Below are 21,335 nucleotides of genomic sequence, written 5' to 3'. Positions count from 1 at the left end.
CCACACTGCTCCCGCCCGGCCCGCAGGAGGCCGACCCAGGAGGCCGATCATGGCCACGCACCGCACGCTGCACGGAAACCTGTTCTCGACCCCGCCTCCCGACCCGTTGCGGGACGATCTGGCGCCGCACCATGAAACTCAGCCGGAACCGGGAAACCCCACCCGTCTGCTGATCGTCGTCCTGATCGCCCTGTTCACGCTGGCCGGGCTGGCCTATGCCGGCGGCATCGCGCTGGACCGCATCCTGGAACAGCGGCGGATCGAGGCGCGGATGGGGCCGAAGCCGCAATTGGCGCGGCTGCCTGCCATCGAGGTGCCGCTGGGCAGCGTGCGGGCGGTGGAGATGCAGGTCTCGCTGGTGCTGGCGCCGAAGGTCGAGCCCGACCGCATCCTGCGCTATCAGGACCGCATCGCCGACCGGCTGTTCCAGACCATCGGCCGGATCGACAGCGAAACCCTGACCGGCCCCGGTTCCGCAGAAATCCTGAAGGCGCGCATCAAGGAGGCCGTGAACCGCGAGGCGGGGACCGGCCTGTTCCGCGATATCTACATCGAACGCATGGTCGTCAAGTGATGCGCGCGGGGCTCCTTCTGCGATGGGGCTTGTGTTGTGCGGCGCAATAGCATATCTAGAGCGTCTTGATCGCTGGAGGCTCGCGCGTCTCTTGAGCGAGACGCGCTGTGATTGCGCAACGGCAGCCCCTCAGGGGGCAAACGTCCCAGGGTTCTAGGGACGCAATGGCCGCTGCATCGGATAGACGCCTCTCCCTCTATCGACCTCCTCCCGGCGAGTCCGCCGGTATGTCCCACGCCCGCCATAGGGGCGCGCGGGGCCGTGCCGTGTTGCTTTGAGAAGGTTGTTACAACTTGACGTTTTCCGAACTCGGTCTGCACCCGCTCGTCCTGAAGTCTCTCGAGGCGTTCGAATACACCGTCCCGACCCCGGTCCAGCTCGCCGCCATTCCGCCGGCGCTCCAGGGCCGTGACATCCTCGCCACCGCCGAGACCGGCACCGGCAAGACCGCCGCCTTCATGCTGCCGGCGCTGACCCGCACCGCCGAGCTGCCGCTGAACGGCGCCGCCACCCCGCGCGTGCTGGTGCTGGCCCCGACCCGCGAGCTGGCCAAGCAGGTCACCGACGCCGCCCGCAAATACGCGAAGTTCATGAAGCTGAACATCGTGGACGTGGTCGGCGGCATGCCCTACCGCGAGCAGCTGCGCCTGCTGTCGCGTCCGGTCGACGTTCTCGTCTGCACCCCGGGCCGCCTGCTGGACCACGTCGCCCGTCGCCGCATTTCGCTGGACGAGGTCGAGGTGCTGATCCTCGACGAGGCCGACCGCATGCTGGACATGGGCTTCCTCGACGATGTCGAGACCATCGCCAAGTGCTGCCCGCCGACGCGCCAGACCATGCTGTTCACCGCCACGCTGGACCGCCGCATGGCGCAGCTGGCCGGCAACCTGCTGCGCAACCCGGAGCGTGTGGCCGTCGAGAGCCAGGCGACCGCGATCAACGTCGAGCAGCGTCTGCACCATGCCGACGATCTCGACCACAAGCGCCGCCTGCTGCAGCATTTCGCCGCCCAGGAAGAGGTCGGCAAGGCGATCATCTTCGCCGCGACCAAGCGTGATGCCGACACGCTGGCCGAGGAGCTGAGCGCCGCCGGCCATGCCGCCGCCGCCCTGCACGGCGACATGGACCAGACCAAGCGCAACCGCACGCTCCAGCGCCTGCGCACCGGCCAGGTCCGCCTGCTGGTCGCCACCGACGTCGCCGCCCGCGGCATCGACGTGCGCGACATCACCCACGTCATCAACTTCGACCTGCCGCGCTCGGCGGAGGACTATGTCCACCGCATTGGCCGCACCGGCCGCGCCGGCGCCTCGGGCGTTGCGATCTCCTTCGCCGCCCGCGCCGACCGCGAGACGCTGGTCCGCATCGAGCGCTACACGAAGGCGACGCTCGAGGTGCATGTGGTGCCCGGCCTGGAGCCGACGCGTCCCTTCACCACCGGCGGTGCCGGCCGTCCGGCCGGTCGCAGCGGCCGTCCGTCCGGCGGCGCCGGCAAGCCGTGGCACCGCAACGGCGAGTCCAAGGGCCCGCACGCCCCGCGTGGCCCGCGGCCGGACTATGCCCGCAACGACAACCATCGCGGCGATGCCCGCCCGGACCATGCCCGTCGTGAAGCCCACGGCAACGGCAAGCCGGCGGCCCGTGCGAAGAGCTGGTGAGTAGCGTCTACGGCGCTTCTTGAGCCCCGCTTAAGGATCGTTAAATGAAAAAGCCCTCCCTGCTGGCCTTGCGGTCGGCAGGGAGGGCTTTTTCATGTTAGGCCGGCGTGGACAGCCGGCTTTCACCGAAACGCGGTTACTGGAACGCGATCTTGGCGTGGTCGCCCGGGTCCGGCGACTGGCCGGTCAGCTTCGCCTTCACATAGCCATAGGCGTAGACCATGGTGCTCGACGGGCTGTCCCAATATTCGGCCTGATCGACCGACACCTTCAGCAGCGCCACCTCGGGATCGTCCGGACCCTGGGGGAACCAGGTGGTCATGATGTCGCGCCACAGGAAGCGGATCTTGTCGCGGTCGCGCACCACCTCGGCAACGCCGGAGGCGGACACGTAATCCTGCTTGTCGGGGTTGGCATAGGCGAGGTTGACGCGCCAGTGGCGGTCGATCTCCGCCACCTTCTCGGAATGGGCGCGGGTGAAGAACCACAGGGTGCCGTCTTCGAACCCCGCATGGGACAGCGTCGCCATCGGACGGGAGTTCATCCGGCCGTTGTCGTCCAGCGTCGTCATCATCGCGACCTGGACGCCCTTCATCATCTCCCAGAGCTTCTTGACGTCGCCCTGGTCGGGGCTGTGGCCGTGGCCGGCGGTGGTGCTATGGACCATGGTCTGCCTCTCGTTCGGTAGCCCAACTGAGACTGGGGAACGCCCACCGCGGTCAGAAAGTTCCGGCCTGCTGATTCACTCCCCCGACAGACCAGGATCCCGTCCCGGCGTGGTGGTGGTCGATCCGGGTCAGCGACCAGGGGTCGATCCGCAGCCTGAGCGCCGCCTCCGGCGTCAGATCCAGCGCCAGCGCCAGCGCGCCGCGGATGGTGCCGGCATGGATCACCGCAACCAGATCGCGTCCGGCATGGAGGTCGGTCAGCCGCAGCAGCGCGCCCGCCGTACGGTCCATCACCGTGGCGAAGCTCTCGCCGCCCGGTGGGGCATGGCGGGCCGGGTCGCCCCAGAAGCGGGCAGCCGCCTCGGCATCGCGCCGGGCCGCGGTGTCGTGGCTGATGCCCTCCCAATCGCCGAAATCCTGCTCGGCGAGCGCCGGCTCCACCACGGCGGCGCCGGCAAGACGGGGGTTGCGGCTCCACAGAGCCTGGGCCGTCTGGCGGCTGCGGCGCAGCGGGCTGGTCAGCCACAGGGCGTCGCTGGGCAGGCCGGCCGCGAGTGCGGCTGCCGCGGCGCGGTTGCCGGTGTCGGCCTCGCGGTCGCTCGACCCGCAGATGACGTTGTCCGGATTGCGGACCGGCGCATGGCGGATCAGCCACCAGCGGGTGACGGTCAGGGGGGTGAGGCTCAACGCGGTCATGCTGCTGCTCCAATGGCCGCTGCCCCGACGAGGGCCGACAGGGTCAGCAGCACCGCGGCCTCCGCCGCCTGCTGCGCTGCGCCGAAAACGTCGCCGGTGTGCCCGCCGATCTGCCGCCGGGCAAGCGCCGCCACCGCGGCCACCGCCAGGAGCGAGGCGGCCAGCGCCGGCAGGGCAAGCCCGCCGAGCGCCACGGCGGCGATTGCGATGCCGAAGAGGAGCGCCAGCAGCACCGTCGCCATCGCCGGCCGGCCCTGCGCCGCCGCCAACCCGTCGCGCCGCGCCGCCGGCAAGGTGCGCGCCATCGCCGCCAGCCCGCAGCGCGACAGGGCGCCGGCCGCCACCAGAGCCGCGACCGCCGCCGGCACCGGCAGGGCGGCCAGGGCCGCGGCGCGGATGCCGACCGAGAAGACCAGCGCCAGCACGCCATAGCTGCCGACGCGGCTGTCGCGCATGATCTCCAGCTTGCGCGCCAGATCGCGCCCACCGCCGAAGCCGTCGGCCACGTCGGCCGCCCCGTCCTCGTGCAGCCCGCCGGTCAGGCGGACGGTCGCCGCCAGGGCCAGCAGCGCACCGGCCAGCGGCGGCAGGTGCAGGGCGGCGGTGGCGGCGTACACTCCCCCGCCGGCCAGCCCGATCAGCGCGCCGACCGGCGGAAACCAGCCCATCGCCCGCGCCGACGAGCCCTCGGCCAAGGGGCCGCTGAGCAGGCCGTTCAGCGGGCCGATGGGGGGAAGGGGCAGGCGGGTCAGGAACACCAGCGCCAGGGCGGCGTCCTGTGTCCAGCGCGGCGGCGGGGAGGGGGCGGTGGTGGCGTCCGGCATGATCGGCATCGACTACGCCCAACCGGCGTCCGGCGCAACCCCGCACGGCGGGCGGTTCTGCATCGTTCGCATAGGTCCGATTCCTTGACCGAAACGCTCGGTCCGCCTACTTTGTCCGTTTGAACTTTCCCTTACCAGCATCGAGCACCCATGGCCCGTCTTCCGATCCTCGTCGCCCCGCATCCGATCCTGAAGCGCAAGGCACAACCCGTCGCCGAAGTGGATGCGCGCGTCGTCAAGCTGATGGACGACATGGTGGAGACCATGTACGACGCCGTCGGCATCGGTCTGGCCGCTCCGCAGGTCGGCGTGCTCGACCGCGTCATCGTCGTCGACGTCCATGAGAAGGGCGAGCCGCCGAACCCGATCCGCCTCGCCAACCCGGAAATCGTCTGGTCCTCGGATGAGAAGGCGGTGTGCGAGGAAGGCTGCCTGTCGGTGCCGGAACAGTACGCCGACGTCACCCGGCCCGTGCGCATCCGCGTCCGCTATCTGGATGAAAAGAACCAACCGCAGGAGATCGAGGCCGACGGGATGCTCGCCACCTGCATCCAGCACGAGATCGACCATCTGAACGGCGTTCTGTTCGTCGACTACCTGTCGATTCTGAAGCGGAACATCCTGCTGAAGAAGGTCCAGAAGATGCAGAAGGCCACGGCCTGAGCAGTCGCAAAAGACCGGCCGCAACACAGATCGGCGATACACATCCGATGACCCCGCTCCGTCTCGTCTTCATGGGCACGCCGGATTTCGCCGTGCCCAGCCTTGCCGCGCTGATCGAGGCGGGGCATCAGGTCGTCTGCGCCTACAGCCAGCCGCCGCGCCCGGCCGGTCGCGGCCAGCAGGTACAGAAATCGCCCGTCCACCGCTTCGCCGAGGAGCACGGCATCCCTGTGCGCACGCCCAAGAGCCTGCGCAATGCCGAGGCCCAGGCCGAGTTTGCCGATCTCAAGGCCGATGCCGCCGTGGTCGCCGCCTATGGCCTGATCCTGCCGCAGCCGATCCTCGACGCGCCGCGGCTGGGTTGCGTCAACGTGCATGGCTCGCTGCTGCCGCGCTGGCGCGGGGCGGCGCCGATCCAGCGCTCCATCCTGGCTGGCGATGCAGAGACCGGGATCACCATCATGCAGATGGACATCGGGCTCGACACCGGCGCCATGCTGTCTCGGGAAGCGGTGGCGATCACTCCCGCCACCACCGCCAGCAGCCTGCATGACGAGTTGGCCGCGCTCGGCGCCCGCATGATCGTCCCAGCGCTGGACGGGCTGGCCGCCGGCACGCTGGCCGCCGTGCCGCAGCCGGAAGACGGCGTCACCTACGCCGCCAAGCTGACGCGCGAGGATGGCCGCCTCGACTGGACCCGGCCCGCCGCCCATGTCGAGCGGCAGGTCCGCGCCCTGACCCCCTGGCCCGGCTGCTGGTTCGACGCCGCCAATGGTGAGCGGATCAAGGTTTTGGCCGCCGAACCCGTATCCGGAACCGGCACGCCCGGCACCCTGCTGGACGACCGGCTGACGGTCGCCTGCGCCGACGGGGCCGTTCGGCTGGCCAGGGTGCAGCGGCCGGGCAAGGCGCCGGTGGATGGCGCCGCCTTCCTGCGCGGCTTCGCGCTGGCGGTCGGGCAGCCGGTCTCCGCTCCCGAAGCTGCCGAACCCGTGGCGGATTGACCATCGTGCAGCGCTGGAAACTGACCGTCGAGTATGACGGCCGCCCCTTCGTCGGCTGGCAGCGCCAGGACAACGGCCCCTCGGTCCAGCAGAGCCTGGAGGAGGCGGTGCAACGCCTGTCGGGCGAGGTGGTGCGGGTCCATGGCTCCGGCCGCACCGACGCCGGTGTGCATGCGCTGGGACAGGTCTGCCATTTCGACCTGGAAAAGCCCTTCACCGGCCTGAAGCTGCGCGACGCCCTGAACTTCCACCTGAAGCCGGCACCCATCGCCGTGCTGGAGGTGGAGGCGGTGACGGAGGATTTCCACGCCCGCCTGACCTCGACCGGCCGCGCCTATGTCTACCGCATCGTCAACCGCCGCGCGCCGCTGGCGCTGGAATCCGGCCGGGCCTGGCACGTCACCCGTCCGTTGAACGCCGAGGCGATGCATGAAGCAGCGCAGGTGCTGGTCGGCCAGCATGACTTCTCCAGCTTCCGCGCCGCGCTGTGTCAGGCCAAGTCGCCGGTGAAGACGCTGGACCGGCTGGCCGTGGAGCGTGAGGGCGAGGAAATCCGCATCCACGCTGCCGCGCGCTCGTTCCTGCACCATCAGGTCCGCAACATGGTCGGCACGCTGGAACTGGTCGGTGCCGGCAAATGGACGGTAGACGACGTCCGCCGTGCGCTGGACGCCCGCGACCGTGCCAAGGCGGGGCCGACCTGTCCGCCGGACGGGCTCTACTTCATGGCGGCGCGTTACTGAATTGGGTCAATTGCTGATCCGCTCCGGCTGTTCGGGCATGGATTGGAGCGTCTTCAACAGCCTGTCCGTTTCGACGCCCTGGGCGCAGAGGCCGGTGGCGGTTTCGCCGAAATCGACCAGACCGTGGTAGCGGGGCGGCCGGGCCCGTTCGAGCGGGACCAGCCAAGCCTTGTGCCCGCGTGCCGCCAAGCCGTCGAAATACAGTCGTTGGGTACGGAACAGCACATTCGTTTCCCGCAGATCTCCAATGACCAGGATCCGGCGCGCCGGATCCTTGGGAATCAGGTCGAGCGAGCGGTAGGGATCGAACCAAGTCTCCGGCTTTGCCAGGCGGGTCTTGACGCCATGCGCCTGGAGGTAGGCTTCGTAAGCGGAGGCACCGGACGAGATGACGGCGCATTTCAGGTCGGTGCGGCGGGCCAGGAATTCGGCCGTCAGCGTGCCTCCGGCACTGCTTCCACCGAGCGACCATTGCCCGATGCCATAGCGTTTCTTGAGCAGATCGATATGGGCGTTCATCAGCGCCGCCTCGCGCGGGATATGGCGCATGGTCCAGAATTTGCCGGAACTGCCATAGGCTCCCGGACGGGCCAGGAAGATGAAGGGCACGCCGAAGCGCTCCGACAAGACCCGTTCCTGTTCGATCATGCCGACGACGCTCAACCCCTCCTGATGCCCGATCTGCTGCGGCCTGGAACCCATCACGTCGCCATGCATCCAGGCCGCGACGATCGGATTTGAGCCGGGCTTCAGGCCGGCCGCGTAATAGCGCAGGCATTCGCCGCGACCGTCGACCTCCACCCAGCTGGCGGTTTCCCGCGCCTCAAACTCGGCGCATTGCGTGCGGGTGACGCTTTTCCCGGCTGCGACAACCGCGTTGGTGAAGGCTTCGTCGTTGGGCCGGGACTGCGCGTGGGCGGGGACTGCCGCGACGATGGCGAGGCCCACCAGACACAGGGAGCGGAACGACATGGCGGACAAGCCTTTTGTGGCGACAGCTGAAGGAGGGTGGTGGAGGTGGTGGGGCACCGTCAACCGCCTTCCAGCCGCTCCCGCTCCGCGGTGAAGACCGCCACCAGATGCTCGATCACCGTGCGCACCCGCGGCACGTCGCGGCGGTCGCGGTGAACCAGCAGCCAGACCTCGCGGGTTAATGGTGAGCAGGGCGGCGGACCGGGTAGCGGGTGCCGCACCAGTCCCGGCACGCCGTCCGCCAGCATGCAGGGCAGGAAGGCAATGCCGAAGCCGGCAACCGCCGCCGCAAGCTGCCCCTGCACGCTGTTGGAGCGGAAAGCGACGCGCCGGCCGCCGCCATGGCGGTCCAGCCACAAAGCCTCCGGCAACTCCGCCATCGACTCGTCATAGGCAATCAGCGTGTCGGGCGCGTCCGGTGCCGCGTACAGCCCATAGCCCAGCGTTGCCAGCCGCCGCCCGACCAGATCGCCGCGCTGCGGCCGGGCCAGCCGGACCGCCAGATCGGCCTCCCGCCGGGCAAGGCTGAGAGTGCGGTTGTCGACGATGATTTCCATGTTCAGGGCGGGGTTGGCGGCCTGCAGCGGCCCCAGCCGCGGGATCAGGAAGATGTCGGCCAGCGCCTGGGTCATGGTCAGCCGCACGGTGCCGGTCAGCCCGGCCGCGTCGCCCTCGCGGCGGCGGATCGCCTGTGCCCGTTCGTCCATCGCCTCGGCCAGGGCGCGGACGCTTTCACCGTCCTCGGTCAGGACATAGCCGTCGGGCCGGCGCTCCATCAGGCTGCGACCGAGCGTTGCCTCCAGTGCGGTCAGCCGGCGCCCGACCGTGGCGTGGCTCAGCCGCAGGCTGCGTGCCGCCGCCGACAGGCTGCCGGCGCGTGCCAGTTCCAGGAAGACGCGCAAATCGTCCCAATCGAGCGGGCCTGTGAATTTCTGAACAGCCATCGTGCAAGCATAGCGAATGGTCGCACATCGGTGAACAGGGCAGCATCGCCGTCATCGATCCTCAGCGACCACGGAGCATCTCCCGATGACGACTCTTCCTGCCCGGACCCTGCGCCAGATCGTCGGCGCGCCGGCCACCCCCGCACCCTTGGACAAGGCGGTGCTGGTGCTGATCGACCTTCAGCGCGAATACACCGACGGCGCCCTGCGGCTGTCGGGAGTCGATGCGGCGGTGGAGCGGGCGGCGGAACTGCTGGCGCTGGCCCGCGCCAACGGCGTGCCGGTGATCCACATCGTCCACCACACCGCGGCGGGCGCGCCGGTGTTCGACTCCACCGGACCGCTGGCGGAAATCGTCCCGGCCGTCGCCCCGCGCGACGGTGAGCCGGTGATCGTCAAGAAGCTTGCCAACGCCTTCGCCGGGACGGAGTTGCAGGCGGTTGCGCGCGACAGCGGGCGGACGGAGATGATCGTTGCCGGCTTCATGACCCACAACTGCGTCAGCAGCACGGCGCGGTCGGCGGTGGACCATGGCTGGCGGGTGACGGTCGTGGCCTCGGCCACCGCCACCCGCGACCTGCCGGACGGCAAGGGCGGCGTGGTGCCGGCGGCCGACACCCAGCGCGGCGTGCTGACCGGCCTGTCCGACAGCCTTGCAGTGGTGGTCGAGGATGCGGGCGCCTGGGGGTGAGCCCATAGACGCAAGGGAGAGGGGGGCGGCGGGCGCCCCCCGCATCCTTACTTCTTCTCGGCCTTCCAGTAGTAGTTGGTGTCGAAGCTCGGGCCCCAGACGAGGCCGCTGACGCTCTTGCGCTCGGCGACCATCTCGGTCTGCTGGAACATGATGACGAAGGGCGAGTCGGCGAGGACCGAGCGTTGCAGCTCCTCGTACATCTGGGCGCGCTTGGCGCCGTCGCGCTCCTCGATGGCGGCGGCGGTCTTCCTGGTCAGTTCCGGAATGTCCCAGGCGTTGCGCCAGGCCAGCGGCTTGGACTTCGCGTTGTCGCTGTTGTCCGGGTTGGAGGCGAAGGTGTCGGCGTTGGAGTTCGGGTCCTGATAGTCCGCGCCCCACTGCTGGATCATGAGTTCGTGGTTGCGGGCGCGGTACTTGGTCAGCACCTGCTTGCCGTCGCCGGGGATGATCTCGATCTTGATGCCGGCCTTGGCGGCGCTGGCCTGGATCGCCTGGGCCATGTCCTGGGTCGGGTTGGTGTTGCGGACGTCCATGCTGACGGTGAAGCCTTCGGGATAGCCGGCCTTCGCCAGCAGCTCCTTCGCCTTGGCCGGATCGTACTTGTAGGGGTTGTCGTTGACGGCCCCGAGGAAGCCCTTGGGCAGGAAGGCCTGATGGACGGCGCCGATGCCGTTCATGATGGATCCTGCCATGCCGTCATAGTCGACGAGATACTTGAAGGCCTCGCGCACCTCGGGCTTGGCCAGGGTGGCGTTCTTCTGATTTAGGCTGAGATACCACAGCGTGCCCTTCGGCGCCTGGACCAGACGGATGGCGTCGCTCGACTTCAGCGGCTCGAACTGCTCCGGTTTCAGGTTGCGCGCGACATCGACGTCGCCCTTTTCCAGCAGCAGGCGCTGGGTCGCCGGTTCCGGGATGTGGCGGATCAGCACGCGCTTCAGCTTCGGGGCGCCGCGCCAGTATTTCGGGTTGGCATCGAAGGTCAGCAGCTCGCTCGCCTTCCACTGCTTCAGGATGAAGGGGCCGGAGCCGGCGGAGTTGGTCTTCAGCCAGCCGGCGCCGAAATCGCCGTCCTTCTCCTTGCCCTTCACCAGCTTGGAATCGACGATGGAGGCGACATCGGCGGTCAGGCAGTAGAGCACGAAGGTCGGCGCATAGACCTTGTCGGTGGTGAAGACCAACGTCTTCGGATCGGTGGCGCGCACCATCTGGTCGACATTCTCGGGGGTCAGGCCGAACTGGGTCAGGATGAAGGCCGGACCCTTGTTCATCTTCACCGCGCGGGAGAAGGACCACGCCACATCCTCGGCCGTCATCGGGTTGCCGGAATGGAAGGCGATGCCGTCGCGGATCTTGAAGGTGAAGGTCTTGCCGTCGGGCGACACGGTCCAGCTTTCGGCGGCCTCGCCTTCGATCTTGCTGACGTCATTGACGTCGAAATGGATCAGCCGGTCATAGACCTGGGCGCTGTATTCCGCACCGGACAGCTCGAAGATCTCGCCGGGGTCGAGGCTGACGATGTCGTCGAACTGCCATGCCATCACCAGCGCGTCCTTCGGCGTGTCGGCGAGGGCGGGGGCGGCAAAACCGGTGAGGGCGAGAACGGCGGCGCCAAGAACAGTCTGCGCAATAAGGCCGCGCTTGAAGCTGGTCATCCGTGAAGTCTCCCTGGAGGCCCGTTCGGGGCACTGTTGAGGGATGGAATCTTCCCGCCGCCTTCCATGGCATGTCAACTCGGCTGGAGGGCAGGTTTCGCGGCGGATGGGTTGCAATTCGCAGGGAAAGCGCCTAGCTCCTATCGCCCCCCGGCACCATTCTTGTCTTTGCGGACATTCGGCAGAAGGAAACCACCGTCATGGGCTATACCGTCGCGGTCATCGGCGCCACCGGCAATGTCGGGCGCGAGATCCTGCAAACGCTGGCCGAGCGGAAGTTCCCGGCCGACAAGGTCATCGCTCTGGCCTCCGAGAAATCGATCGGCCAGGAGGTGTCCTATGGCGAGGACGAGATCCTCAAGGTCCAGGATCTCAACAAGTTCGACTTCCACGGCGTGGACATCGTGCTGTCGTCGCCCGGCGCCAAGGTGTCGGCCATCCATGTGCCGCGCGCCGCTGCCGCCGGAGCCATGGTGATCGACAACACCTCGCAGTTCCGCATGGATCCCGACGTGCCGCTGGTGGTGCCGGAGGTGAACCCGGAGACGCTGGTCGGCTATCGCAAGCGCGGCATCATCGCCAACCCCAACGGTGCCACCATCCAGATGGCGGTGGCGCTGAAGCCCTTGCACGACCGCTTCAAGATCCGCCGCGTCGTGGTGTCGACCTACCAGTCGGTGTCGGGCGCCGGCAAGGAGGCGATGGACGAGCTGTTCACCCAGACCCGCGCCATCTTCGTCAACGATCCCGTCGCCAAAAGCGTCTTCCCCAAGCAGATCGCCTTCAACGTCATCCCCCACATCGACGCCTTCATGGAAGACGGCTCCACCAGGGAAGAGTGGAAGATGACGGTGGAGACCAAGAAGATCCTCGATCCCAAGATCAAGGTCTCCGCCACCTGCGTCCGCGTGCCGACCTTCATCGGCCATGCCCTGTCGATCAACATCGAGACGGAGGAGCCGATCAGCGCGGAGGAGGCCCGCCTCGTCCTGCGCGCCGCCCCCGGCGTGTCGGTGATCGACCTGCAGACCGGCGACGGCTATGTCACCCCGGTGGAGATCGCCGGCGAAAACCCGGTCTTCGTCAGCCGCATCCGCGACGACATCACGGTGGAGAACGGCCTGTCCTTCTGGTGCGTCGCCGACAACCTGCGCAAGGGCGCCGCGCTGAACGCCGTTCAGATCGCCGAACTGCTGGTGCGCGATTACATGGTGGAGTGACGGGACGGGTAGGGGCACAGTGCCGGCGCTTCCCACCCTTCCAAATTGTCGGTAGGCTGAACCGTCCCACCTGACCGGGCGGTTCCGTGCTCCGCATCCTGCCGCTGTTGTGCCTCGTCCTGCTGATGCTCACCGGGTGCGGCGTCGATGCCGACCAGGATGTGCTGTGCCGGAAGCTGATCCCGGCCTTCGAACCCGGCCGCGTCACCGACCTGTCCACCCGCAGCTACACCGAGGACAAGCGGGTGCTGCGCGTCGATTACCGCAGCGGCAGCCAGTCCCATTGGATCGCCTGCCGTTTCGCCGGCACGTCGATGGAGGAGGGGCGGCGCACCCTGGTGGCGGTGGCGACCGACCGCAGCGGCTGGCTCACCGACATCCGCTTCGCCATGCTTCAGCAATGGCTGCGCATCAAGCCGCCGCGCGATGCCATCGGCGGTGTCGTCGAGACTGAAAGGCCGCAGCCGACGCGCTGGACGCCCCTCCTGTTCCTCGCCCAGCAAATCATCAACGCTGCCACCGTCGCCTGCGTCTATGGGCTGCTCGCGCTCGGCTACACGCTGGTCTACGCCATCCTCGGCCAGATCAATCTGGCGATGGGGGAACTGACCATGGTCGGCGCCATGGTGACGGCGATGGCGGCGGCCGGGCTCGGCATGGCCGGCTGGGCGACATGGCCGCCGGCGCTGCTCGGCGTGCTGGTTCTGGTCATCGGCTTCACCGCGGTGCAGGGCTGGACGATGGACCGGCTGGTCTTCCGCCGCCTGCGCGGGGTGCGCAGCCACACGCCGTTGATCGTCGCGGTCGGACTGTCCATCGCCTATCAGGAGGGGGTGCGGCTGCTGCATGGCGCGCGCGACTGGTGGCCGGCACCGGTGCTGACCGGCCGCTACGACCTGTTGAGCGACGGTGCCTTCACCGTCACCGCGCTGACCGCGCAGCTGGCGATCCTCGTGCTGACCGGCGGGCTTTACGCGGTGCTTTGGGGGATCATGCAACGCACCGCCTTCGGCCGGGCGCATCGTGCCTGCACCGACGACATTGCGGCGGCGGAACTGGTGGGGGTGGATGTCAACCGCACGGTGGCGGCGACCTTCGCCATCGGCGGCGGGCTGGCTGCGGCGGCGGGTGCGGTGATCGCGCTTTATTACGGCGGGGTGAACTTCTTCACCGGCTACCTGATCGGCTTCAAGGCGCTGGCCGCGGCGGTGGTCGGCGGCATCGGCTCGGTGCCGGGGGCGATGCTCGGCGGCGCCCTGCTGGGGCTGGTCGAGACCTTCTGGTCAGCCTATTTCGCGCTCGCCTACAAGGACATCGTGGCGTTCGGGCTGCTGACGCTGTTCCTGATCTATCGGCCGCAGGGGCTGCTGGGGCAGGCAAGGGGCAGGGGCGATTAGCAGGAAGGCTTTGCTGTGGGCGCCCCCTCCCTCCGCAGTCGGAGAGAGGGGGCGAACAGCCCTTACAGCGTGCGGACGTCCGTCAGGTGGCCGGTCACCGCCGCCGCCACGGCCATCGCCGGGCTGACGAGGTGGGTGCGGCCGCCGCGGCCCTGACGGCCTTCGAAGTTGCGGTTCGAGGTCGAGGCACTACGCTCGCCCGGGGCCAGACGGTCGGCGTTCATCGCCAGGCACATGGAGCAGCCCGGCTCGCGCCACTCGAAGCCGGCCTCGGTGAAGATCTTGTCCAGACCCTCTTCCTCGGCCTGCTCCTTGACCAGACCCGAACCGGGGACCACCAGGGCGCGGACGCCCTCGGCGACCTTGCGGCCCTTGGCGAGGTCGGCGGCGGCGCGCAGGTCTTCGATGCGGCCGTTGGTGCAGGACCCGATGAACACGGTGTCGACCTTGACGCTCGACAGCGGCTGGCCGGGGGTCAGGCCCATGTAGGCGAGCGAGCGCTCGACGGCGGCGCGCTTGCCCTCGTCGGCGATGTCGGCCGGGTTCGGCACGGTCGCGGTGATCGGCAGCACGTCTTCCGGGCTGGTGCCCCAGGTGACCTGCGGCGCGATGTCGGCGGCGTTCAGCACGACGGTGGCGTCATAGACCGCACCTTCGTCCGACGGCAGCGTCTTCCAGTACTGGACGGCCTGCTCGAAGGCGCCGGCCTTCGGCGCCAGGGCGCGGCCCTGCACATACTCGAAGGTCTTCTCGTCCGGGGCGATCAGGCCGGCGCGGGCGCCACCTTCGATCGCCATGTTGCAGACGGTCATGCGGCCTTCCATCGACAGGTCGCGGATGGCTTCGCCCGCGAACTCGATGACGTAGCCGGTGCCGCCGGCGGTGCCGATCCTGCCGATGATGGCCAGCACGATGTCCTTGGCGGTGACGCCCGGGTTCAGCTTGCCGTCCACGCGGATCAGCATGTTCTTGGCCGGCTTCTGCAGCAGGGTCTGGGTGGCCAGCACATGCTCCACCTCCGACGTGCCGATGCCGAAGGCCAGGGCGCCGAAGGCACCGTGGGTGGCGGTGTGGCTGTCGCCGCAGACGATGGTGGCGCCGGGCAGGGTGAAGCCCTGTTCCGGGCCGACGATGTGCACGATGCCCTGGCGGACGTCGTCCATCGGGAAATAGCGGACGCCGAAGTCGCGGGCGTTCTTGTCCAGCGTCTCGACCTGGATCCGGCTCTCCTCCTCGACGATGCCCTTGGAGCGGTCGGTGGTCGGGACGTTGTGGTCGGGGACGGCGAGAGTGGCTTCCGGACGCCGCACCTTGCGGCCGGCGACGCGCAGTCCTTCGAACGCCTGCGGGCTGGTCACTTCATGGACCAGATGGCGGTCGATATAGAGGATGCAGGTGCCGTCGTCCTGGCGATGCACGACGTGGCTGTCCCAGATCTTGTCGAACAGAGTGCGCGGCTTGGACATCGGAAAAACTCTCTCTCGCGGTACGACAGGCGCAGAAGAAACGGAGGCCGCACCATAGCCTTGTGTCGTGCCGGGGACAAGCATTGCGCTACGTCTGTCGTCGCAAGCCTGTCCCCCGCAATATTATGACACTGGAGGCCGTTTAGGGGCGGCCGGTGAGGGATGTTCAGGGCAGCATCTTGCCGGGGTTCAGCAGACCGTTGGGGTCGAGCGTCGCCTTGATGGCGCGCAGCATGTCGAACTCCACCGAGCCCTTGATGGCCGGCATCTCGTCCTTCTTGAAGCGGCCGACGCCATGCTCGGCGGAGATCGAGCCGTCGAGCTTGAAGATCACCTCGTTCACCACGTGGCAGATCTCGTCCCAGCGGTCGAGATAGGCCTTGGTGTCGGCGCCCTCGGGCTGGCTGAGGTTGAAGTGGATGTTGCCGTCGCCGACATGGCCGAAGGGGGTCGGGCGGATGCCGGGGCAGGCCACAGCGACCGCCGCTTCCGCCAGTTCGATGAACTCGGCGACGCGGGAGACCGGGATCGACACGTCGTTCTTGATCGAGCCGCCTTCGAACTTCTGCGCCTCGACGATGGCCTCGCGGATGAACCACAACTGCTTGGCCTGGGCGTCCGACTGGGCCAGCGTGGCGTCGGTCGCCAGTTCGGCCTCGAACGCCTCGCCCAGCGCGGTCTCGACCGTCTCCTGGAAGGCGTCGGACTTGGTGCCGGCGGTCAGCTCGGTCAGGACATACCAGGGCGACGGCTCCGACAGCGGATCGATGGTGCCGGCGACGTGTTTCAGGGCGAAGTTCAGGCAGCGGCGCGACATCAGTTCGAAGGCCGAGACGGCATCGCCCGAGGCGGCGCGCAGGCGGGCCAGCAGCTCGATGGCCGCCGCCGGGCTGGGTACGGCGACGAAGGCGGTGATCGACTGGCGCGGGCGCGGGAACAGCTTCAGCACCGCGGCGGTGACGATGCCCAGCGTGCCCTCGGCGCCGATGAAGAGGTTCTTCAGGTCGTAGCCGGTGTTGTTCTTGCGCAGGCGGCGCATGCCGTCCCAGACGCGGCCGTCGGCCAGAACCACCTCCAGCCCCAGCACGAGGTCGCGGGTGTTGCCGTAGCGCAGGACGTTGATGCCGCCAGCATTGGTGGAGATCAAGCCGCCGATCTGCGCGGTGCCCTCCGCCCCCAGGCTCAGCGGGAACAGGCGGTCGGCGTCGGCCGCGGCCTCCTGGATGCTGGTCAGCACCACGCCGGCCTCGACCGTCATGGTGTAATTCAGCGTGTCGATGTCGCGGATGCGGTTCAGGCGCGACAGGCTGAGAACGATCTCGCGCCCTTCCTCATACGGGATGGAGCCGCCGACGAGGCTGGTGTTGCCGCCCTGGGGCACGATGGGAATGCCGGCCTCGGCGCAGATCTTCACGACAGCCGCCACCTCGGCGGTGTTGGCCGGGCGGACCACCGCCGGGCTGTTGCCCTTGAAGCGCCCGCGCCACTCCGCAAGGTAGGGGGCCATGTCGGCGGCGTCGGTGATGATGCCGGACGGGCCGACGATGGCGCGGATCTGGTCGAGAGCGGCGGCGATGTTGGTCATGGCGCTTGAGGTCCGGCAGCTGGAAGTGTCGCGGTGAAACGCGACACTTCTACAATCTAGCCGCCCCCATTTCCATGCAACTGTTGCGCAGACCAGCCGCCACCCGGTTCGTTAGCTCCGCGGTGCCGCCGCCCGGCGCAGACGGTCGTTGATCGCCTGCCCCAACCCCACATCGGGGATCGGCATCACCGCGATGCGGCGGGCGCCGCTCTGGTCCAGGCTGCGCAGGTGGGAGAATAGGTTGGCCGCGGCCTCGTTGAGGTCGCCTTCCAGGCTCAGGTTCAGCCGCGTGGTGCCGCCGAAGACGAAGCGGTCGGGGCCGAAGGTCAGGAAGGCCTCGCCCTCTTCCGCCGACGACGCATTCAGGCGCACCGCGGCGTTGGGGGCATAGTGGCTTTCCAGCTGGCCGGGCGATTTCGGCGCGGTCGGATCGCCGGCCGACAGGCGGACCGGGCCGATCAGCCGCTCCATCTCGTCGGGCAGCACGGCACCGGGGCGCAGGAGCACCGTGTCGGGACCGGTCAGGTCGATGACGGTGGACTCCAGCCCGACCATGCATTTGCCGCCGGTGACGATGGCATCGACCCGGTCGCCCAGGCTTTCCAGCACATGATGCGGGGTGGTCGGGCTGACGGCGCCGGAGCGGTTGGCGCTGGGGGCGGCAATCGGCTTGCCGGCGGCGCGCAGGATCGCCTGGGCCACCGGGTGGTTGGGCACGCGGATGGCGATGCTGTCCAGCCCGGCGCTGACCAGCAGCGACAGGGCGGAATTGGCAGGGCGCGGCACGACCATGGTCAGCGGTCCGGGCCAGAACTGCGTCGCCAGATCGTGGGCGCGGTCGTCGAACAGGCCCCAGGAGTGGGCGGCGACCAGATCGGGGACATGGACGATCAGCGGATTGAACTGCGGGCGGCCCTTGGCGGCGAAGATCGCGGCAACGGCGCGGTCGTCGGTGGCGTCGGCGCCCAGCCCATAGACCGTCTCGGTCGGGAAGGCGACCAGACGGCCGGCGCGCAGCAGGTCGGCCGCACGGGCGATGCCGGCGGGGGTGGCCGGGATCAGCGCCGGGCGCTTCTCACCGGTATCGGGTGCGGAATGGTCGGTCACGGCGTCTTTCTAGCCCGTGCAGCACCGGTGTCAATTCGCGCGGTTGCACCGGTGCCATGCCCAAGGTTATGAGGGGAGTGCGCAATCAACCAACACAACATGATGGGTGCGGGCATGACGGGCAAGGTCTTCACCGTGGCGCAGCAGAAAGGCGGCGCCGGCAAGACCACGCTGGCGGCCCACCTCGCCATCGCCTGGGCGCAGCTCGGATACAAGGTCGCCACCGTGGACATCGACCCGCAGGGCAGCCTGACCCGCTGGCATTCCGTGCGGTCGGAGGCCACCGGCGGCCAGCCCGGCTTCACCCATGTGCAGATCACCGGCTGGCGCACCCAGGCGGAGGTGGAGAAGCTGGCCCGCGCCCATGACATCGTGGTGATCGACAGCCCGCCCCATGCCCAGACCGAAGCGCGCATCGCCGTCCGCGCCGCCACCCTGGTGGTGGCGCCGGTGCAGCCGAGCCCGATGGATCTGTGGGCTGTGCATCCGACCATCGATCTGGCGGCGCAGGAGAAGCGCCGGCTGCTGCTGGTGTTGAACCGGGTGCCGCCGCGCGCCCGCATCGCCGACGAGCTGGTCGGCAAGGTGCATGAACTGGTCGCTCCGCCGGCAGTGGAGCTGGCGACGGCGCAGGTCGGCAACCGCACCGCCTATGCCGGCACGCTGATGACCGGGCTTTCGGTGACGGAGGCCGCACGCAAGACCCAGGCGGCGGCCGAAATGCAGGCGCTGGCGGAAGAGATTTTGCAGCGAGCTTGAGTGGGCGGGTTCGAGGGGGCGCTCTTCGCAGAGTCCGCCCCCGCTCGACCTCAGTCCTTGAACTCGCCCATCGCCGACTGGATGTAGTTGGGCAGACCGATGTCGTCGATCAGGCTCAACTGGGTTTCCAGATAGTCGATGCGCTCTTCCGACTCTTCCAGCAGTTCGGACAGCTCGTCGCGCGACACGTAATCGGCCTTCTCCTCGCACACAGCGATGGCGTGGGCGATGCGGTCGCGGGCCTCGCGCTCGGCTCCGAGGTCGCTGGAGATAATCTCCGCCACGTCCTCGCCGATATGGAGCTTGCCCAGGTCCTGGAGGTTGGGGATCGCCTCGATGAACAGGATGCGTTCGATGATCTCGTCCGCGCTCTTCATCACTTCGATGGAGGCGTGATACTCCCACTTGCCCAGTGCCTTGACACCCCAGTTCTTCAACATGCGGGCGTGCAGGAAATACTGGTTGATCTGCGTCAGCTGGTCCTTCAGGACGATCTGAAGCTGGACGATGACGTCGCTGTTGCCCTTCATGATCCGTCCTCCGCTCAGGTGGGGAAGCCGCCCATGGCCGACTGCAGGTAATTCTGCAGGCCGAGCATGTCGATCAGGCCAAGCTGCTGTTCCAGCCAGTGGGCATGGTCTTCTTCGGTGTCGACCAGCAGTTCCAGCAGGATGCGGCGGGTGTCGTAATCCTTCACCTGCTCGCAATAGGCGATTGCTTCCTTGAGCGCGGCCACCACCTCATATTCGAGGTTCAGGTCGTTGCGCATCATCTCCGGCACGGTCTTGCCGATGTGAATCGGATCGCGGCTGGCGACGTCGGCCGTGCCTTCCAGGAACAGGATGCGGCGGATCAGCTTGTCGGCGTGCTCCAGCTCTTCGACCCGCTCGTGCGAGATGCGCTCGCTCAGCGCCTTGAGGCCCATGTCCTCCATGGTGCGGGCATGGGACAGATACTGGTCGGCCGCGCTCAGCTCACCGGTAAGCAGCTTGTTCAAACGGTCCAGGACCCCTTGATCGCCTTGCATGATGCGATACTCCAAAATAGACGATTTGTCGCACCTTGGCACAGCCGAAGGACTCGCACAATAAAAATCTCCATTTGAAACAATGATGTAGTTGATAGTCACTATCAATTGGGGCAATGCAGCCTGCCCAAAATACAGCCAGGACCGGTCTCCTGTTTTGCGAATCAATGTCAATTGCGATAAGGGAGGATTTCCGCGGAATTCCCGGCCCGCGCTGCCGGTTTTGACTTGCGGCGGTGCAGCGATGCTTGGGCGGGAGAGCGGGCCGGCCCGCATGCCGGTTCCAGCCGTGGCAATCGGGGCCGCCGCATTGAGGCAGGGGCCGTTCCGTGCTAACAGACCGCGGGATTTCTCCGCCCTTCATTCCAACGACAGCCGGATTGCGGCCATGACGACGACCACCCCCTCGGCTCCCGTCTCGGAGTTCCTGCGCACCCTTCAGGATCGCGGGTTCATCCACCAGTGCACCGACTTCGCCACGCTGGACGAGCGTGCGACGAAGGGGCCGATCGTCGCCTATATCGGCTTCGACTGCACCGCCGACAGCCTGCATGTCGGCAGCCTGCTGCCGATCATGATGCTGCGCTGGTTGCAGAAGACCGGTCACAAGCCGATCGTCCTGATGGGCGGCGGCACCACCAAGATCGGCGACCCGTCGGGCAAGGACGAGGCGCGCCAGCTGCTGACCGACGAGGTCATCGCCAACAACATGGCGGGCATCAAGCGCATCTTCGGACGCTATCTGACTTTCGGGGATGGGCCGACCGATGCGGTGATGGCGAACAACGCCGACTGGCTGGACGAGCTGAAATACATCCCGCTGCTGCGCGACATCGGCCGTCATTTCACCATCAACCGGATGATGAGCTTCGAGTCGGTCAAGCTGCGCCTCGACCGCGAGCAGCCGCTGACCTTCCTGGAATTCAATTACATGATTCTCCAGGCCTACGATTTCGTGGAGCTGAAGCGCCGCCATGGCTGCACCTTGCAGATGGGCGGCTCGGACCAGTGGGGCAACATCGTCAACGGCGTCGAACTCGGCCGCCGCACCGACGGCGCCGACCTGTTCGGCCTGACCACGCCGCTGCTGACGACCTCGTCGGGCGCCAAGATGGGCAAGACGGCGGCCGGTGCGGTCTGGCTGACCGCCGACAAGCTCAGCAGCTACGATTTCTGGCAGTATTGGCGCAACACCGAGGATGCCGACGTCGGCCGTTTCCTGCGCCTCTACACCGAACTGCCGCTGGACGAGGTCGCCCGGCTGGAGAGCCTCCAGGGCGCCGAGATCAACGAGGCCAAGAAGATCCTCGCCAACGAGGTGACCAAGCTCGCCCATGGCGAGGAGGCCGCGCTTGAAGCCGCCGAGACCGCGCGCCGCGCCTTCGAGGAAGGTGCCGCGGCCGAGGGGCTGCCCAGCATCGAGGTCGCCCGTGCCGATCTGGAAGCCGGCCTGCCGGTGGTGGATTTGCTGGTGGCGGCCGGGCTGGCCGCGTCGAAAGGCGAGGCGCGCCGCCTGATCAAGGGCGGCGGGGCCAAGCTGAACGACGGGCCGATTGCCGACGAGACGGTGAAGGCGACTGCGGCTGACCTGAACGCCGACGGCGTGGTGAAGCTCAGCGCCGGCAAGAAGCGCCACGCGCTGGTGAAGGTGAGCTGACGGCTTTGCAGGGGAGGGGCGC

At 68.0% G+C, this 21,335-nt stretch carries 21 protein-coding genes; 10 read left to right on the top strand and 11 right to left on the bottom strand.

What is annotated here, in order from left to right:
• Nucleotides 1-49 precede the first annotated feature (49 nt).
• Both VH569_RS01985 and VH569_RS01980 read left to right on the top strand, forming a co-directional pair.
• The gene (locus tag VH569_RS01985) at nt 50-574 is read left to right on the top strand and encodes a flagellar basal body-associated FliL family protein (protein ID WP_423313599.1); all 525 of its coding nucleotides are present in this window, start codon (nt 50-52) and stop codon (nt 572-574) included.
• 293 nt (nt 575-867) lie between these two features.
• Nucleotides 868-2,232, top strand: coding sequence for a DEAD/DEAH box helicase (locus VH569_RS01980; RefSeq protein WP_376957194.1), 1,365 nt, complete (start codon nt 868-870; stop codon nt 2,230-2,232).
• A 136-nt stretch (nt 2,233-2,368) separates the two neighbouring features.
• Here the strand turns inward: VH569_RS01980 and VH569_RS01975 are convergent, their stop codons facing one another.
• From VH569_RS01975 to cobS, 3 genes are read right to left on the bottom strand one after another with little or no spacing between them, the layout of a single operon-like run.
• Nucleotides 2,369-2,899, bottom strand: a complete 531-nt coding sequence (locus VH569_RS01975; protein WP_423313596.1) for a pyridoxamine 5'-phosphate oxidase family protein — start codon at nt 2,897-2,899, stop codon at nt 2,369-2,371.
• Nucleotides 2,900-2,951: 52 nt separating this feature from the next.
• A complete protein-coding gene (locus tag VH569_RS01970; protein ID WP_423313594.1) occupies nt 2,952-3,596 on the bottom strand; it encodes a histidine phosphatase family protein in 645 nt (214 codons plus the stop codon).
• Nucleotides 3,593-4,429 carry an adenosylcobinamide-GDP ribazoletransferase gene (gene cobS / locus VH569_RS01965; RefSeq protein ID WP_423313592.1) on the bottom strand — a complete coding sequence of 279 codons (837 nt, stop codon included), beginning with the start codon at nt 4,427-4,429 and terminating at the stop codon, nt 3,593-3,595. The genes VH569_RS01970 and cobS overlap by 4 nt, the downstream gene beginning before the upstream one ends.
• A 141-nt stretch (nt 4,430-4,570) precedes the next feature.
• Here cobS and def point away from each other — a divergent pair, with 141 nt between their 5' ends.
• The 3 genes from def to truA are packed head-to-tail and all read left to right on the top strand — an operon-like array spanning nt 4,571 to nt 6,830.
• The gene (gene def, locus VH569_RS01960) at nt 4,571-5,083 is read left to right on the top strand and encodes a peptide deformylase (RefSeq protein ID WP_423313590.1); all 513 of its coding nucleotides are present in this window, start codon (nt 4,571-4,573) and stop codon (nt 5,081-5,083) included.
• Between the two features lie 47 nt (nt 5,084-5,130).
• Nucleotides 5,131-6,087, top strand: coding sequence for a methionyl-tRNA formyltransferase (gene fmt / locus VH569_RS01955; protein ID WP_423313588.1), 957 nt, complete (start codon nt 5,131-5,133; stop codon nt 6,085-6,087).
• Between the two features lie 5 nt (nt 6,088-6,092).
• Nucleotides 6,093-6,830 (top strand): tRNA pseudouridine(38-40) synthase TruA, encoded by a 738-nt coding sequence (gene truA / locus VH569_RS01950; RefSeq protein ID WP_423313586.1) that lies wholly within the window; start codon nt 6,093-6,095, stop codon nt 6,828-6,830.
• Between the two features lie 6 nt (nt 6,831-6,836).
• On the opposite strand, the gene VH569_RS01945 is transcribed toward truA, so the two are convergent.
• The gene (locus tag VH569_RS01945) at nt 6,837-7,802 is read right to left on the bottom strand and encodes an alpha/beta hydrolase family protein (RefSeq protein WP_423313584.1); all 966 of its coding nucleotides are present in this window, start codon (nt 7,800-7,802) and stop codon (nt 6,837-6,839) included.
• Between the two features lie 59 nt (nt 7,803-7,861).
• Complete coding sequence (locus VH569_RS01940) at nt 7,862-8,746, bottom strand: LysR family transcriptional regulator (RefSeq protein ID WP_423313582.1); 885 nt, start codon at nt 8,744-8,746, stop codon at nt 7,862-7,864.
• 85 nt (nt 8,747-8,831) lie between these two features.
• Between VH569_RS01940 and VH569_RS01935 the strand changes: the two genes are divergently transcribed.
• Nucleotides 8,832-9,437 (top strand): cysteine hydrolase family protein, encoded by a 606-nt coding sequence (locus VH569_RS01935; protein WP_423313580.1) that lies wholly within the window; start codon nt 8,832-8,834, stop codon nt 9,435-9,437.
• Between the two features lie 47 nt (nt 9,438-9,484).
• Here VH569_RS01935 and VH569_RS01930 read toward each other — a convergent pair whose 3' ends face one another.
• On the bottom strand, nt 9,485-11,095 hold the full coding sequence (locus VH569_RS01930) for an ABC transporter substrate-binding protein (protein ID WP_423313578.1): 1,611 nt from the start codon (nt 11,093-11,095) through the stop codon (nt 9,485-9,487).
• A gap of 200 nt (nt 11,096-11,295) precedes the next feature.
• Here VH569_RS01930 and VH569_RS01925 point away from each other — a divergent pair, with 200 nt between their 5' ends.
• Nucleotides 11,296-12,315: an aspartate-semialdehyde dehydrogenase gene (locus VH569_RS01925; protein WP_423313575.1), complete on the top strand. Its 1,020-nt coding sequence runs from the start codon at nt 11,296-11,298 to the stop codon at nt 12,313-12,315.
• Nucleotides 12,316-12,401: 86 nt separating this feature from the next.
• On the top strand, nt 12,402-13,712 hold the full coding sequence (locus VH569_RS01920) for a branched-chain amino acid ABC transporter permease (RefSeq protein WP_423313573.1): 1,311 nt from the start codon (nt 12,402-12,404) through the stop codon (nt 13,710-13,712).
• 62 nt (nt 13,713-13,774) lie between these two features.
• Here the strand turns inward: VH569_RS01920 and leuC are convergent, their stop codons facing one another.
• From leuC to VH569_RS01905, 3 genes are all read right to left on the bottom strand, one after another.
• Nucleotides 13,775-15,178, bottom strand: a complete 1,404-nt coding sequence (gene leuC, locus VH569_RS01915; protein WP_423313571.1) for a 3-isopropylmalate dehydratase large subunit — start codon at nt 15,176-15,178, stop codon at nt 13,775-13,777.
• A gap of 166 nt (nt 15,179-15,344) precedes the next feature.
• A complete protein-coding gene (locus VH569_RS01910; protein WP_423313569.1) occupies nt 15,345-16,763 on the bottom strand; it encodes an FAD-binding oxidoreductase in 1,419 nt (472 codons plus the stop codon).
• 111 nt (nt 16,764-16,874) lie between these two features.
• Nucleotides 16,875-17,870 carry an L-threonylcarbamoyladenylate synthase gene (locus VH569_RS01905; protein WP_423313567.1) on the bottom strand — a complete coding sequence of 332 codons (996 nt, stop codon included), beginning with the start codon at nt 17,868-17,870 and terminating at the stop codon, nt 16,875-16,877.
• Nucleotides 17,871-17,984: 114 nt separating this feature from the next.
• On the opposite strand from VH569_RS01905, the gene parA reads away from it, so the two are divergent.
• Nucleotides 17,985-18,629, top strand: a complete 645-nt coding sequence (parA, locus tag VH569_RS01900) for a ParA family partition ATPase (RefSeq protein ID WP_423313565.1) — start codon at nt 17,985-17,987, stop codon at nt 18,627-18,629.
• A 50-nt stretch (nt 18,630-18,679) separates the two neighbouring features.
• Here the strand turns inward: parA and bfr (VH569_RS01895) are convergent, their stop codons facing one another.
• Nucleotides 18,680-19,159, bottom strand: a complete 480-nt coding sequence (gene bfr, locus VH569_RS01895; RefSeq protein ID WP_423313563.1) for a bacterioferritin — start codon at nt 19,157-19,159, stop codon at nt 18,680-18,682.
• A 14-nt stretch (nt 19,160-19,173) separates the two neighbouring features.
• Nucleotides 19,174-19,656, bottom strand: coding sequence for a bacterioferritin (gene bfr, locus VH569_RS01890; protein WP_042695746.1), 483 nt, complete (start codon nt 19,654-19,656; stop codon nt 19,174-19,176).
• 388 nt (nt 19,657-20,044) lie between these two features.
• On the opposite strand from bfr (VH569_RS01890), the gene tyrS reads away from it, so the two are divergent.
• Entirely contained in the window at nt 20,045-21,313 is a 1,269-nt protein-coding gene (gene tyrS / locus VH569_RS01885; protein ID WP_423313560.1) for a tyrosine--tRNA ligase, read from the top strand.
• The last annotated feature ends 22 nt before the right edge of the window (nt 21,314-21,335 follow it).

Origin of the sequence: Azospirillum sp. 11R-A (genome assembly GCF_049472615.1) — a bacterium.
In the GTDB taxonomy this organism is placed as follows: domain Bacteria; phylum Pseudomonadota; class Alphaproteobacteria; order Azospirillales; family Azospirillaceae; genus Azospirillum; species Azospirillum palustre.
This window is presented reverse-complemented; position numbering and strand designations above follow the sequence as displayed.

What these genes read in the sequence shown, in the direction of transcription:
- VH569_RS01910 (WP_423313569.1), bottom strand. Translation starts at nt 16,763, where the DNA reads ATGACCAACATCGCCGCCGCTCTCGACCAGATCCGCGCCATCGTCGGC.
- VH569_RS01945 (WP_423313584.1), bottom strand. Translation starts at nt 7,802, where the DNA reads ATGTCGTTCCGCTCCCTGTGTCTGGTGGGCCTCGCCATCGTCGCGGCA.
- bfr (WP_042695746.1), bottom strand. Translation starts at nt 19,656, where the DNA reads ATGCAAGGCGATCAAGGGGTCCTGGACCGTTTGAACAAGCTGCTTACC.
- leuC (WP_423313571.1), bottom strand. Translation starts at nt 15,178, where the DNA reads ATGTCCAAGCCGCGCACTCTGTTCGACAAGATCTGGGACAGCCACGTC.
- VH569_RS01925 (WP_423313575.1), top strand. Translation starts at nt 11,296, where the DNA reads ATGGGCTATACCGTCGCGGTCATCGGCGCCACCGGCAATGTCGGGCGC.
- VH569_RS01940 (WP_423313582.1), bottom strand. Translation starts at nt 8,746, where the DNA reads ATGGCTGTTCAGAAATTCACAGGCCCGCTCGATTGGGACGATTTGCGC.
- VH569_RS01930 (WP_423313578.1), bottom strand. Translation starts at nt 11,095, where the DNA reads ATGACCAGCTTCAAGCGCGGCCTTATTGCGCAGACTGTTCTTGGCGCC.
- VH569_RS01975 (WP_423313596.1), bottom strand. Translation starts at nt 2,899, where the DNA reads ATGGTCCATAGCACCACCGCCGGCCACGGCCACAGCCCCGACCAGGGC.
- fmt (WP_423313588.1), top strand. Translation starts at nt 5,131, where the DNA reads ATGACCCCGCTCCGTCTCGTCTTCATGGGCACGCCGGATTTCGCCGTG.
- tyrS (WP_423313560.1), top strand. Translation starts at nt 20,045, where the DNA reads ATGACGACGACCACCCCCTCGGCTCCCGTCTCGGAGTTCCTGCGCACC.
- cobS (WP_423313592.1), bottom strand. Translation starts at nt 4,429, where the DNA reads ATGCCGATCATGCCGGACGCCACCACCGCCCCCTCCCCGCCGCCGCGC.
- VH569_RS01985 (WP_423313599.1), top strand. Translation starts at nt 50, where the DNA reads ATGGCCACGCACCGCACGCTGCACGGAAACCTGTTCTCGACCCCGCCT.
- VH569_RS01970 (WP_423313594.1), bottom strand. Translation starts at nt 3,596, where the DNA reads ATGACCGCGTTGAGCCTCACCCCCCTGACCGTCACCCGCTGGTGGCTG.
- def (WP_423313590.1), top strand. Translation starts at nt 4,571, where the DNA reads ATGGCCCGTCTTCCGATCCTCGTCGCCCCGCATCCGATCCTGAAGCGC.
- parA (WP_423313565.1), top strand. Translation starts at nt 17,985, where the DNA reads ATGACGGGCAAGGTCTTCACCGTGGCGCAGCAGAAAGGCGGCGCCGGC.
- bfr (WP_423313563.1), bottom strand. Translation starts at nt 19,159, where the DNA reads ATGAAGGGCAACAGCGACGTCATCGTCCAGCTTCAGATCGTCCTGAAG.
- VH569_RS01935 (WP_423313580.1), top strand. Translation starts at nt 8,832, where the DNA reads ATGACGACTCTTCCTGCCCGGACCCTGCGCCAGATCGTCGGCGCGCCG.